The organism is Acidimicrobiales bacterium, assembly GCA_034521975.1.
Classification (GTDB): Bacteria; Actinomycetota; Acidimicrobiia; order Acidimicrobiales; family SKKL01; genus SKKL01.
In genome coordinates, this window is the sequence record JAXHLR010000005.1 from 282,308 (window position 1) to 295,603 (window position 13,296).

General features: G+C 66.9%; 12 protein-coding genes. 9 read left to right on the plus strand and 3 right to left on the minus strand.

Annotated elements, in window-relative coordinates; genetic code table 11:
- Positions 1–120 precede the first annotated feature (120 nt).
- The 6 genes from U5K29_08190 to U5K29_08215 all read left to right on the plus strand — a co-directional run bounded on the left by U5K29_08190 (position 121) and on the right by U5K29_08215 (position 6,595).
- On the plus strand, positions 121–1,005 hold the full coding sequence (locus tag U5K29_08190) for an ABC transporter ATP-binding protein (protein ID MDZ7678518.1): 885 nt from the start codon (positions 121–123) through the stop codon (positions 1,003–1,005).
- 58 nt (positions 1,006–1,063) lie between these two features.
- Positions 1,064–2,092, plus strand: coding sequence for an ABC transporter ATP-binding protein (locus tag U5K29_08195; GenBank protein MDZ7678519.1), 1,029 nt, complete (start codon positions 1,064–1,066; stop codon positions 2,090–2,092).
- A 144-nt stretch (positions 2,093–2,236) separates the two neighbouring features.
- Positions 2,237–3,106, plus strand: coding sequence for an amidohydrolase family protein (locus U5K29_08200; protein ID MDZ7678520.1), 870 nt, complete (start codon positions 2,237–2,239; stop codon positions 3,104–3,106).
- 30 nt (positions 3,107–3,136) lie between these two features.
- On the plus strand, positions 3,137–5,143 hold the full coding sequence (locus U5K29_08205; protein MDZ7678521.1) for a CoA transferase: 2,007 nt from the start codon (positions 3,137–3,139) through the stop codon (positions 5,141–5,143).
- A complete protein-coding gene (locus U5K29_08210; protein MDZ7678522.1) occupies positions 5,053–5,532 on the plus strand; it encodes a CoA transferase in 480 nt (159 codons plus the stop codon). The genes U5K29_08205 and U5K29_08210 overlap by 91 nt, the downstream gene beginning before the upstream one ends.
- Positions 5,533–5,614: 82 nt before the next feature.
- Positions 5,615–6,595 carry an amidohydrolase family protein gene (locus U5K29_08215; GenBank protein MDZ7678523.1) on the plus strand — a complete coding sequence of 327 codons (981 nt, stop codon included), beginning with the start codon at positions 5,615–5,617 and terminating at the stop codon, positions 6,593–6,595.
- A 30-nt stretch (positions 6,596–6,625) separates the two neighbouring features.
- On the opposite strand, the gene U5K29_08220 is transcribed toward U5K29_08215, so the two are convergent.
- The gene (locus U5K29_08220; GenBank protein ID MDZ7678524.1) at positions 6,626–7,846 is read right to left on the minus strand and encodes an amidohydrolase family protein; all 1,221 of its coding nucleotides are present in this window, start codon (positions 7,844–7,846) and stop codon (positions 6,626–6,628) included.
- A gap of 164 nt (positions 7,847–8,010) precedes the next feature.
- Between U5K29_08220 and U5K29_08225 the strand changes: the two genes are divergently transcribed.
- From U5K29_08225 to U5K29_08235, 3 genes are all read left to right on the plus strand, one after another.
- Positions 8,011–9,618 (plus strand): ABC-F family ATP-binding cassette domain-containing protein, encoded by a 1,608-nt coding sequence (locus U5K29_08225; GenBank protein MDZ7678525.1) that lies wholly within the window; start codon positions 8,011–8,013, stop codon positions 9,616–9,618.
- 103 nt (positions 9,619–9,721) lie between these two features.
- Positions 9,722–9,922, plus strand: a complete 201-nt coding sequence (locus U5K29_08230; protein MDZ7678526.1) for a hypothetical protein — start codon at positions 9,722–9,724, stop codon at positions 9,920–9,922.
- A gap of 134 nt (positions 9,923–10,056) precedes the next feature.
- Complete coding sequence (locus U5K29_08235) at positions 10,057–10,743, plus strand: TetR/AcrR family transcriptional regulator (GenBank protein ID MDZ7678527.1); 687 nt, start codon at positions 10,057–10,059, stop codon at positions 10,741–10,743.
- Positions 10,744–10,826: 83 nt separating this feature from the next.
- On the opposite strand, the gene U5K29_08240 is transcribed toward U5K29_08235, so the two are convergent.
- On the minus strand, positions 10,827–12,470 hold the full coding sequence (locus tag U5K29_08240; protein ID MDZ7678528.1) for a fumarate hydratase: 1,644 nt from the start codon (positions 12,468–12,470) through the stop codon (positions 10,827–10,829).
- A gap of 39 nt (positions 12,471–12,509) precedes the next feature.
- Complete coding sequence (locus U5K29_08245) at positions 12,510–13,223, minus strand: MOSC N-terminal beta barrel domain-containing protein (protein ID MDZ7678529.1); 714 nt, start codon at positions 13,221–13,223, stop codon at positions 12,510–12,512.
- Between the last annotated feature and the right edge of the window lie 73 nt (positions 13,224–13,296).

Below are 13,296 nucleotides of genomic sequence, written 5' to 3' on the forward strand. Positions count from 1 at the left end.
GACGACCAGCCGCTCCTGGAGGTCGACGATCTCAGGGTCCACTTCGACACGGCGGCTGGACGTGTTCGTGCTGTGAACGGCGTGTCGTTGAGCCTTGCCCAGGGCGAAACACTCGGCATCGTGGGCGAGAGCGGATCCGGCAAGTCGGTGCTCTCCCGGGCGATCATGGGTCTGATCGCCGAGGGTGGTCCGAACCACAGATCTGGCTCGGTGCGATTCGACGGGCTGGAGCTCTCAGACCTGTCGAGCCGGGAGCTGCGCAACTACTGGGGCACCGAGATGGCGATGGTCTTCCAGGATCCGATGACCTCGCTGAACCCGGTGAAGCGGATTGGTGCCCAGTTCACCGAATCGCTCCGCCACCACCTCGACATGGGCCGCAAGGAAGCGACCGAGCAGGCGATCGAGGTGTTGAGATCGGTGGGGATCCCAGGGCCAGAGGGCATGATCCGGCGATACCCCCACGAGCTTTCCGGCGGGATGCGCCAGCGGGTGACCATCGGCATCGCGCTGGCCTGCAGTCCACGGCTCCTCTTCGGTGATGAGCCAACGACGGCGCTCGATGTCACGGTGCAAGCACAGATCCTCGACCTCCTGAAACAGCAGCAGGTCGATCGCAACATGGGCCTGATCCTCGTCACTCACGACCTCGCCGTCGTTCGCGGACGCAGCGATCGGATCGCGGTGATGTACGCGGGGAGGATCGTCGAGACGGCGCCCACAGCGACGCTGTTCACCTCGACCCGGATGCCCTACACCGAGGCACTCATCGGCGCATTGCCTCCGCTCTCGGGCCCTACACACGCCCGATTGAGGGCGATCCCGGGGCGCCCCCGGACCTCGTCCATCCTCCGGAAGGTTGTCCGTTCAACCCGCGGTGTCCCTATGCCCAGGATCGCTGCCTGGTCGAGACACCCCCGCTGCTGGCTCAGGAGGATCCCACCCACCAGTCGGCGTGCTGGTATCCCGTCGGATCGCTCGAGGGCAAGGAGGCGTTGGAAGTGAACCTGCGTCGCGGCAAGACCGCCACGGGAAATCCGATGGAGAAGGAGATGGTGGTCTGATGGCCGGCGCTGGAATCGCCCATCTGCGCGACGGTGAGGACATCGTGCTGCGGGTCGAGGATCTCGTGGTGGAGTTCCCAACGGAAGGGAAGCGGACCGTGCACGCCGTGTCCGGGATCAGCTTCGACGTCAAGCGCGGCGAAACCCTGGGTCTGGTCGGAGAGTCGGGCTGTGGCAAGTCGACCACCGGGCGGTCGGTGATGCAGCTGCCTCCGCCGACCTCGGGGTCGATCCGATTCGCCGGACGAGACCTCACGTCGCTGTCCTCCTCGGAGCTGCGGTCGGTGCGGCGCAAGGTACAGATGATCTTTCAGGACCCGATCTCGTCGCTGAACCCGCGTCGCCGAGTCCTCGACATCGTCGCCGATCCCCTCGTGGTCTGGGGAGAGAAGAAGGCGGACACACGCGCGAAGGTGGCGGAGGTGCTCGACGCGGTCGGTCTCGATGTCGACCAGGCCGGCGATCGCCACCCGCACCAGTTCTCGGGCGGGCAGTGCCAGCGCATCTCCATTGCTCGCGCGTTGGTCGTCGAGCCCGAGATCATCATCTGCGACGAGCCGGTCTCGGCGCTCGACGTGTCGATCCAGGCGCAGATCTTGAACCTGCTCGAGGACATGAAGGAACGCTACGCGCTGACGCTCGTGTTCATCGCGCACGACCTTGCCGTGGTGCGCAACATCAGCGACCGCGTCGCGGTGATGTATCTCGGCAAGCTCTGCGAGATCGGCGCGCCCCAGGAACTCTACGACGGGCCCAGGCACCACTACACCAAGCTCCTTCTCAACTCCATCCCCGCCATGGGCGACGATCAGGTCGATCCCGTGGCGAAGTCCGAGATGCCGTCGCCGATGGATCCACCCTCGGGGTGCCGGTTCCGGACGCGCTGCCCGGCAGCCACCGAGATCTGCGCGGAGGAGGAGCCGTCGATGCAAGAGGTCGGCGAGGGTCACTTCTTGGCGTGCCACCACCCGCTGCCGCTACCAGATGGGGACGTCGCCGAGCCTTCGGTTCCCGGGAGCAGGGTCTGAGCGGTCTTCCCAGCGAGGAGGACGATGTGGCTGGGGAGCGTCGATCCTCCATCTCCTGACCAGGCAACAAGGATCGGATTCTGATTCTACTATAAGCTATGATGCAAGCGTCGAACCCGCACCTGCGATCTCGGAGGGGACCCCATGACCATGCCCGGCAGCATCCCGATCATCGACACGATGATCGGGTTCCCGATGCGCGACAAGCGGGACACCTACAGCTTCATCACTCGGCAGACCAAGGATGCCGAATCGAAGGGGGAGTTCACGTTCCCGGCGCAGTACATGTTCAAGGACGTACCCGAGGAGAACAACGAAGGTGACGACCCCGTCGCCGTCACACTCGCCGAGATGGACAAGCACGGTATCCAGAAGGGCATGATCGGCATCGGGGGCGAGGACGGCGAGCGGGCGCTGCAGGAGCACCCCGACCGGTTCATCCCGTCGATGGGTGCGGATCCGAACGAGGGCATGGACGCGGTGCGCAAGATCGAGGAGGCCCACGAGCAGTGGGATGTCCGCGCGGTGTCGATGTTCCCTGCGGGCTTTCTGCCCCAGGTGCCCATCAACGACAAGAAGATGTACCCCATCTACGCCAAGTGCTCCGAGCTGGGTATCGCGGTGTTCGTCTGCGCGGGGATCCCCGGACCCCGGCTGAGGTTCGCTCCGCAGCACGTCGAGCTCATCGACGAGGTCATGTACGACTTCCCGGATCTGGTCTTCGTCACTCGCCATGGCTGCGAGCCGTGGGCGGACCTGGCGGTGAAGCTGATGCTGAAGTGGCCCAACCTCTACTACTCCACCAGCGCGTTCGCCCCCAAGCACTACCCGAAGGCCATCATCGACTACGCCAACACCCGCGGCGCCGACAAGATCATCTACGCCGGGTACTACCCGATGGGCCTCTCACTCGACCGAATCATGGGGGACATGCCCAACGTCTCGTTCAAGGACGAGGTCTGGCCCAAGTTCCTGCACGACAACGCCGCGCGAGTCCTGAAGACGGACAGCTGAGGCCGAGTCGACATGGAGAGCATCGATCAGGTGAACGGTACGCTCCCGCTGGAGGGTCTACGGGTGGTCGACTCCGCCGACGAGAAGGCGGAGATGGCCGGTCGGCTGTTGGCCGACCTCGGGGCCGACGTCATCCGCGTGGAGCCGCCGGGCGGTGCCGTCTCGCGCCGCCTTCCGCCGTTTCACGGCGAGGAGAGCCTGTACTTCGCCGTCCGCAACACCAACAAGCGATCCGTCGAGATCGACCCGCACTCCGAGACCGGTCGCGAGAGGCTGCTCGGGCTGCTGGAAGGCGCAGACATCTGGCTCGAGACGAGCCGCCCGGGCGAATGGGCCGCCATCGGCCTGGATCCCCCCGAGCTGTCCCGCCGCTTCCCCCAGCTGGTCATCACCTCGATCTCCGACTTCGGAGCGACGGGACCCTACAGGGACATGAGCGGCACCGACCCTGTCTTGGTCTCGCTCTCATGGATGTTGTTCAAGGCCGGCGTGCCCGAGCTGCCACCCGTGCTGCCACCAGGCGCCCTCGCCTACGACATCGCCGGCATCACGGGTGCGTTCGCGGCGCTGGCAGGATACCGGCAGCGACTCCACAGCGGCCGCGGTCAATGCATCGACCTCTCGGTCATGGAGTCGGTCGCGCAGACGACCGACTGGGGCCTCGCCAACGTGAGCCCCTCCGGTGCGCCCCCTGCCATGAGCGAGGTGCGCAACGGCGCCGGTCCGATCTATCCGATCGTCCGATGTGCCGACGGGTGGATCCGCCCGTCCGTGGTCACCGTGGCCGAGTGGCGCAAGTTGCGGGCGTGGCTCGGCGAACCCGAGGAGCTCCAGGACGAGAGCTTCGACACGACGACGGGTCGCTACATGGCCTTCGAGACCGTCCTTCGTCCGATCTACGAGCGGTTCTTCAGCCAACTTTCGATGATCGAGGCGTGTGAGGAGGGTCAGCGACGCCGGATCCCCGTGACGCCCCTGCTTCCGCCCAACCGTGTGCTCGAGGCACCACAGTACAGGGCACTGGAGTCGTTCGTCGACATCGAGATCGGATCGGGTGACCGAGGTCGGATCGCCAGCGGCTTCTATCTCGTCGACGGCGAACGCGTGGGGGTGCGCGAGCCGGCTCCCGCTCCTGCATCGCGCGATGACTCGCCGCAGTGGCAGAGCCGCGCCGAACCAGTCGTTGTCAGTCCGTCCCGAGATGGTGATGCAGGGCCCTTCAGCGGTCTGCGGGTCCTCGATTTCGGCGTGGCGGGGGCCGCCCCCGAGATCGCCCGCCTCTTGGGCGAGTACGGGGCCGACGTCATCCGGATCGAGAGCCCGCGTCGCCCGGACCTGTTCCGTCAGCTCGGTGGCCCCTCGGGAGTCAGCGCCGTCTTCGCGTCCTCCAACCGCACGAAGCGCAGCTTCGGTGTGGACTTCACGGAGCCGGAGGGGGTGGAGGCGGTCATGGAGCTCGTGGGTTCCGCCGATGTCGTGGTGGAGAACCTTCCCCCCGACACCCTGGCGCGATGGGGCTTGGGTCCCGAGGTCATGCGAGCAGCCAACCCCAACCTGTTGGTGATCAGCAGCCAGACCATGGGCCTGCGTGGCCCATGGCGGGAGTGGCGCGGCTATGGAGCCAACACCCAGCCCGTGGGTGGGATGACCGCCCTGTGGAGCCTTCCCGACCACGACGAGCCGGTGGCTTCGAACGTGGCCTTCCCCGACCACGTCGTGGGGCGGCTGGGAGCCGTCGCCGCGACCGCGTACCTGATCGGTCGAGAGCGATCGGGCCGAGGGGTCCACGTCGAGATCGCCCAGGCCGAGGTGTGCCTCAACATCCTCGCCGATCTCTTCCTGAAGGAGTCGCTCGAACCTGGTTCGGTCGGGCCGCGGGGCAACCGCTCTGAGCGAGGGGCCCGTGGGGTGTCTACCCGTGCGCAGGGGATCAGCAGTGGTGTGTCATCACGTGCCGCTCCGACGAGGAGTGGAGATCGCTGCGCCGGGCGATGGGTGAGCCGGAGTGGGCCGCCGATGCCGACCTCGAGGCCGTAGAGGGCCGTCGATGCGGCCATGACGAGCTCGACGAGCGCATCAGCACGTGGACGCGCCTCCGCAGCAGCCAAGAGGTCATGGAGCTCCTACAGGCTGATGGGGTGCCGGCCGGCCGGATGATGTACGTCAGCGAGCAGGCGAAGGACCCACATCTCCTCGACCGGGGCTACATCCTCGAGATCGACCAACCAGGACACGGGCCGATGTTGCTCGACGGACCATCGTTTCGGGGCTCAGACCTGTCCGGGCCGATCACCACCCCCGCGCCCCTCCTCGGTGAGCACACGCGCGAGATCGCCGAGCGCGAGCTCGGGCTGTCCCCAGACGAGGTGGAGCGCCTCCTCGGATCCGGCGCCCTGCATCAGGCGGACCCCGCCGAGCCCTCATGAGGTCGTTGTCCGTCCCGATGGTCGCCAACCTCTGATCGGTCCATCTGCGCGAAGCGCTCGACACCACCAAAGGAGCTACTACATGGCATATCCAACCGACATCGGGATCGTCGACCTCGGCATCGGTTTCCCACATCAGAGCATCGAGGAGAAGATGTCCACCTACGACTTCTTCCGCCCGTTGCTGAAGGACCGCCAGAGCATCGAGGAGTTCGAGTTCCCGGCTCAATACATGTTCAAGGATGTTCCCGACGTCATCGATCCCGACGAAGATCCGGTCGAGTGGATCGTCGCGAAGATGGACGCCTTCAACATCGAGAAGGCCGTCACCGGGCTCTCCGAGAACGGCATCCGCGCCAAGAAGGAGTACCCGGGCCGGTTCTTCCTGAGTGGGCGCGTGGATCCGAACGAAGGCATGGAGACCCTCGAACGCATGGAGCGCGCAAAGGCGGAGCACGACATCGTGTCCGTCTCCTGCTTCCCGAGTGGAACGTTTCCGCAGGTGGCGGTGAACGACAAGAAGATGTACCCGATCTACTCCAAGTGCGTCGAACTCGGGATCCCGATCTGCATCAACGGAGGCATCGTCGGCCCCCGGATGCCGAGCTGGCCGCAGAAGGTCGAGCACTTCGACGAGGTTCTCTACGACTTCCCCGAGTTGGTCATGGTCATGATGCACGGCGCGGAGCCGTGGACCGCCCTGGCTGTGAAGTTGATGTTGAAGTGGCCGGGGCTGCACTACATGACGAGCGCCTTTGCCCCCAAGCACTACCCGAAGGACATCATCAACTACGCCAACACCCGAGGTTCGGACAAGATCATGTACTGCGGGTACTTCCCGCCGGGCTCACGCTCGAGCGCCAGTTCCGCGACATGCCCAACGTCCCGTTCAAGGACGAGGTGTGGCCCAAGTTCCTGCGGGAGAACGCCATCCGGGTCTTTGGCCTCGACCGCTCGTCCTGAGATCGGTGGGGGTGGCACTCATTGCAGCGGTGGGTGCCACCCGGTCTGGCTCATGGCCGGCGGTTCGGTGCGGGAGGGCTTCGCCGTCGCGACGAGGTGAGGCGACGGCGAAGCCCCACTCCGGCTTGGGTCAGGCGGCTGTGACGCCCTTGAGCAGGGCATCGTTGGGGTTCTCGGGCAACTCGGTGAGCGGCTCGGCGAGCTCGCTCACACTCGGGCCGACCGCTGCCGTGTACGGGGCGAGCGCCTCGAGGTCGAAGCCGTAGAGCTTTGCGGCGTTGGCTGAGAGGATCCGTTCCATCTCCTCACGCTCGACATCGTGGAAGATCTGGCGGAGGTGCTCCCGGGTGAAGGGGTAGGTGCCTTCGTCGTGGGGGTAGTCCGAGCCCCACATGAAGCGGTCCTCGCCGAGGACGTGCCGCGCTGCGGCATCTTCTGGGCCGGGCTGGCTGACGCCCATCCACACGTTCTGCTCGAACACCTCGCTGGCGGTCATCGTGCGCTTGTTGCCCTCGGTGTAGCGGATCTCGCCGGTGGCACCGGTGTCGCGGATCTGGATGATCATCTTGTCGAGGCGCTCCAGCAGCGGTGGGACCCATGCACAACCGGTCTCGGTCATGACGAACTTCAGGTTCGGGAATCGCTCGAAGACACCGCCAAGCAGCATGTGAACGAAGGGACGCTGGGAGAAGAAGCTCACCTCGTTGATGTAGAGGAGCATCGAGAAGTCGTACTTGCCGTAGTCGGGAGCCCCGGTCCCACCGTGGACGTTGACCGGGATCTCGTTGTCCTCGAGGAACGTCCAGAGCCGGTCGTACTCGGGGTCATAGAGCGGCGTCATCCAGGTCGCGTCGGGCGGGATGTTGGGCAGCAGGACCCCGCCCCGCAGACCGTTGTCCTTGATGTAGGCGGCGTCGGTGATTGCGTCGTCGATGTCGTTGAGAAAGATCTGGCCGATCCCAGCACGACGCTCGGGGGCTTCGGCGACGAAGTCCACCAGCCAGCGGTTGTGGGCGCGGATGCCGGCCAGGCGGTGCTGGTAGTCCTCGGGGCGCGGCTGCGGGGCAAAGAGGACGAAACTCGGGAAGAACGGAGGGACGGTGTTCGGAAAGACAACCTCTCCAACGATCCCGTCGGCTTCCTGCTCGGCGAAGCGTCGCTCAGTGTCCCAGTTGCGTTCTCGCCGGTCGTCCTTCAGATCCTTGAAGGGATTGCGGTACTTGGCACGCCACGCGTCGAAGTCCTCGTGGTACTTCGACTCCAGGTACTCGCGGTACTGGGCGTGGCTCGCGCCAGCGTGACTGTCAGCGGTGATGATCGTGTATCGGTCGTCAACGACGGTTGCACTCATGGTCGTCTGTCCTCTCGTCGGGTCTTTCGAAGGCCCCCTGTATGTGCCTAGAATCTAATTCTATGGAGAGCGAACCCCGCACGCAAGCCCCGCTCGGGTTCTGATGTGGTCGTGTTGGGTGAAGTCGGTGCGGTGTCGAGCCAGATCGCTGCGAGACTGTCCCGGTGATCCAGGTCCGTGACGTCGCCGTCGAGGTCGGAGGCAAGCTGCTCGCCGAAGGCATCAGCTTCGACGTGCGCGCCAAGGACAAGGTCGGGCTCACCGGCCGCAACGGCGCGGGCAAGACCTCGCTGTTCAAGACCATCGGCGGCACCATCGCTCCCAAGGCGGGTGAGATCAAGATCGTCGGCGGTCTCGGCTACCTCTCCCAGGACCCACGGGTCGACTCGGTGCCGCCCGACACCCCGGCGCTCACCCACGTGCTGTCCGGGCGCGGTCTCGACGAGGCTGCGGTGCGGCTCGAGAAGGCCAGGGTGCGCATCGAGGAGTACCCCACCGAGGAGAACGTGGCCCGCTACTCGAAGCTGCAGGAACGCTTCGAGATGGACGGCGGCTACGCGGCCGACTCCGAGGTGCGCCGCATCGCCGCCGGTCTCGGCCTCGAAGACGATCGCCTCGACATGCCGATCGGGGTGCTGTCGGGTGGGCAGCGCCGCCGGGTCGAGCTGGCCCGCATCCTCTTCGCCGGCAGCGACGTGCTGCTGCTCGACGAGCCCACCAACCACCTCGATGCCGACGCCAAGGACTGGCTGCTCAACTTCCTCCGCACCTATAGCGGCGCGCTGCTGGTCATCAGCCACGACCTCGAACTGCTCGACGAGGCCATCACCCGGGTCATCCACCTCGACCGCGAAGGCGAGGACGCGCTCGGCACCGCCGCCGAGTACAAGGGCACCTACAGCCAGTACCTCAAGGCCCGCGAGGCCGACGAGGAGCGCCTGCGCAAGGTGGCGTCGCGCCAGGAGGCCGAGATCCGCCGCCTGTCCACCCTCGCCGACTCGATGCGGGGCCAGACCGCCAAGCGGGCCAAGGCGGCCAAGTCGCTCGACACCAGGGTCTCCAAGCTCGAGGACCACAAGGTCGAGGGCCCCCAGAAGCGCCGCACCATGAACGTGCGCTTCCCCATGCCCCCGTCGTCGGGCCGCACCGTCGTCGAGGTCGACGGGCTGGCCAAGTCCTATGGCGACCTCACCGTCTTCGTCGACGTCTCCTTCGACCTCGGCCGGGGCGAGCGCATCCTGGTGATGGGCCTCAACGGCGCGGGCAAGACCAGCCTGTTGCGCATCCTCGCCGGGGTCACCGAGGCCGACCTCGGTACCGTCAAGTGGGGCCACAACACCTCGGTCGGCTACTACGCCCAGGAACACGAAGGCATCGACGAGGGTCGCAACCTGCTCGACCACATGCGCGAGCAAGCGGGGCTCGACGACGAGGAGCTACGCCGCCTCATGGGCATGTTCGGCCTGTCCGGCGACAAGGCCTTCCAGGACGCCGGCACCCTCTCGGGGGGCGAGAAGACCAAGCTCGCGCTGGCCCAGCTCGTGGCCGGTCGCCACAACGTGTTGCTGCTCGACGAGCCGACCAACAACCTCGATCCGGGCTCTCGCACCGCCACCGCCAACTCGCTGGCGGCCTGGCCGGGGACCATGGTGATCGTCAGCCACGATCCCGACTTCGTCCGCGAGCTGGCGCCCGAGCGGGTGCTGATGATGCCCGAGGCCCAGCTCGACTACTGGCGCGACGACCTGATCGAGCTGGTCGAGCTGTCCTGATCGCAACCGTTGGCGCGCCATGGGCGGCAACCGTTCATGGCAGCGGTTCGCGCCATGGCCTGACCGCGCAGGCGGCGGCGTTGGCACGGCCCGGTCCATCGGGGTGGGCTCGAGTCCGAAGACCTCGGTGACCGCCGACGAGTCGAGGACCCACGGGTTGGCGAACTGGTGGCGGGTCTCCTCCAGTTCGCGCACCATCGGCATGGCCACCCCGAGCCCACGCTGGAGCCAGTGGGGGATGGCCGACACCTTCGGCGCCGGGGCACCGGCCTCGACGGCCATCAGCTCGGCCATCTGCCGGTAGGTCCTCGGTGGGTTGGTCGGGACGTGCCAGGCCCTGCCCCACGCCCGTTCGTCGGTGCCGAGGGTGGCCCCGTTGTCAAGAGCGGTGCTCTCGGAACAGTGCAGCGATCGCGAGTTCGAGCTAGGATCGAGCGCGTGAACGCACCCCGCACCGCTCGCGAGCGGGCCCGCGCTGAACTCACCGCCGAGATCACCGAAGCTGCACGGCGCCAGCTTGCCGAGGTCGGCCCCACCGACCTGTCCCTGCGCGCCATCTCCCGCGACCTGGGCATGGCGTCGTCGGCCCTGTACCGCTACTTCCCCAGCCGCGACGCGTTGCTCACCGCGCTCATCGTCGCGGCCTACGACGCAGTGGGCGAGGCCGCCGAGTCGGCTGAGGCGACGGTCGAGCGCGACGATCTGATGGGCCGCTGGCGCGCCACCACCCGTGCGGTCCGGACCTGGGCGCTGGCCCATCCCCACGAGTACGCCCTCATCTACGGGTCGCCGGTGCCGGGCTACGCCGCGCCCACCGACACGATCGACCCCGCCGGTCGGGTCGGGCTGCTGCTCGCGGGCATCCTGGCCGATGCGACCGAGACCGGTGCTCTCGGTCCGGTGCCGGGCCCGGACCCCGCCGACGGCCTGCTCGAACCCGGGCTGGGTGACCAACTCGGCACCGATCCCGCCCATGCGGTGGCCGGGGTCCTGGCTTGGACCTGGCTCTTCGGCGTGGTCAGCTTCGAGCTCTTCGGTCACTACCAGAACGTGATCGCCGACCGCGACGCCTGGTTCGACGACGCCATGCTGCGCCTCGCCCGCCTCGCCGGCCTCGCCAGTTGACCCACCCGACGAAATCGCGCGGATCTGTCGCGCCAGGCGCGACAGATCCGCGCGATTTCGGTGAGGGTGGGTCGAGTGGGCTATCAGCGCTTGGTGGGGATGTCGACCGGGCGGTTGATGTCGGCGAAGAAGTCGTTGCCCTTGTCGTCGACGACGATGAACGCAGGGAAGTCGTGCACCTCGATCTTCCACACCGCCTCCATGCCGAGCTCGGGGTACTCGAGGGTCTCGACACTGGTGATGCAGTCCTGGGCCAGGCGGGCGGCCGGACCGCCGATCGACCCGAGGTAGAAGCCGCCGTGGCGGCGGCAGGCATCGGTGACGGCCTTGGACCGGTTGCCCTTGGCGAGCATCACGAAGCTGCCGCCCGCGGCCTGGAACTGGTCGACATAGGCATCCATGCGACCGGCGGTTGTGGGGCCGAACGAGCCCGACGCATATCCCTCGGGTGTCTTGGCCGGGCCGGCGTAGTAGACGGGATGGTCGCGCAGGTACTGAGGGATCGACTCACCGGCGTCGAGGCGATCTTTGATCTTGGCGTGGGCGATGTCGCGGGCCACGACCATGGGACCGGTGAGCGACAGGCGGGTCTTCACCGGGTACTTCGACAGCTCGGCACGGATCTCGTCCATGGGCCGGTTGAGGTCGATCTCGACCACTTGGGTGTCGTCGAGGTGCTCGTCGGTGACATCGGGCAGGTACCGGGCCGGGTTCCGCTCGAGCTGTTCGAGGAACACGCCCTCGGCGGTGATCTTGCCGAGCGCCTGGCGGTCGGCCGAGCACGACACGGCGATGCCGACCGGCAGCGATGCGCCGTGGCGGGGGAGGCGGATGACCCGCACGTCGTGACAGAAGTACTTGCCGCCGAACTGGGCCCCGATGCCGGTCTCCTGGCTGAGCTTCAGGACCTCTGCCTCGAGCTCCAGGTCACGGAACCCGTGGCCCGACTCGCTTCCGCTGGTGGGCAGCGTGTCGAGGTAGCGGGCCGAGGCAAGCTTGGCGGTCTTCATGGTGTGCTCGGCCGAGGTTCCGCCGATCACCACGGCCAGGTGGTACGGAGGACAGGCGGCGGTCCCGAGGCTGCGGATCTTCTCGTCGAGGAAGCTCATCAGCCGGGTGGGGTTCAGGACCGCCTTGGTCTCCTGGTACAGGTAGCTCTTGTTGGCCGACCCGCCGCCCTTGGCCATGAACAGGAACGAGTAGGAGTCCCCCGGCGTGGCGTAGATCTCGATCTGGGCGGGGAGGTTGGTGCCGGTGTTCTTCTCGTCCCACATGGTGAGCGGGGCCATCTGCGAGTAGCGCAGGTTCGAGGTGGTGTAGGTGTCGTAGATGCCATGGGCGATGGCTTCTTCGTCGCCGCCGCCGGTGAGCACCAGCTCGCCCTTCTTGCCCATGACGATGGCGGTGCCGGTGTCCTGGCACGACGGCAGGATGTAGCCCGCGGCGATGTTGGCGTTCTTCAGCAGGTCGAGCGCCACGAACCGGTCGTTGGCCGACGCCTCGGGGTCATCGAGGATCGACGCCAGCTGGGCAAGGTGCCCGGGCCGCAGCAGGTGTGCGATGTCGCGCATGGCCTCGGCGGTGAGGAGTCGGATCGCCTCGAGGTCGACCTCGAGGAAGGTGCGTCCCGCGGCCTCGACCGTCGACACCCCCTCGGTGGTCAGCAGCCGGTAGTCGACATCGGCAGGTCCGAGAGGCAACAGGTCGGTGTAGGAGAAGTCAGCCACGTACTGAACGGTACCGACTGCTCTCAGGGGATCACCAGCTCAGGGGATCACCAGCTCGTCGCCGACGGCGACCGGGCCGGGCCGGGTGACAACGGCGCCGATGCCGAGCGTGCCGTCGCGCTCGCGGTTGATGGTCTTGAGCACCGACGTGTCGCGCTCGATGCCGTCGGGCTGGGGGCGGGTCACCATGACGCAGCGGCCGATCGCCTTCCGCACGTCGAGTCGGACCTCGCCGAGGCGGATCGACCGGCCCACCAGATCGTCCTCGCCCGAGCCGTCGACGATCACGTTGAACCGGAAGCGGCGACGGTCCCATTCACCGAGCGCAGTGATGGAGCAGATCGACACCTGGGTGCGACCCGAGTCGTGGAACACGCCCGATGGTCCCTCCCATGCCGCCCACTCGGACTCGACGTGGTCCTCGACCACCAGCGGGTTCTCGTAGGTGCCGGCACCGTGGTCGAGTGCCGAGCGCAGGGCGACCGGTCGCCCGAGCCACTCGGATAGCGCCGCGTCGTCGCTCACATCGGTTCCGTCGGGGAGCCTCACCTCGACCTCGTCGGGGCTGCGGTAGAGGACCGAGGCCAGCAGGAGTTCGGGCACTCGCCGCGCCGTGAGAACGTATCCGGTCGAGGTGTCGACGACTCCCCATTGGCGATCGCCGATGATCCCGTGCTCACCGACCTCGCAGGAGTCGAGCTGCTCGCCCTGCATGGACTTGACCGGGTAGCGCCACAGCTCGACCACTCGCACGCCACCCGACGCTAGCTCCCGTCCACAATCGCACATGGCAGCAGTTTGCTCCCCCTGTGGGAGAGGAATGCTG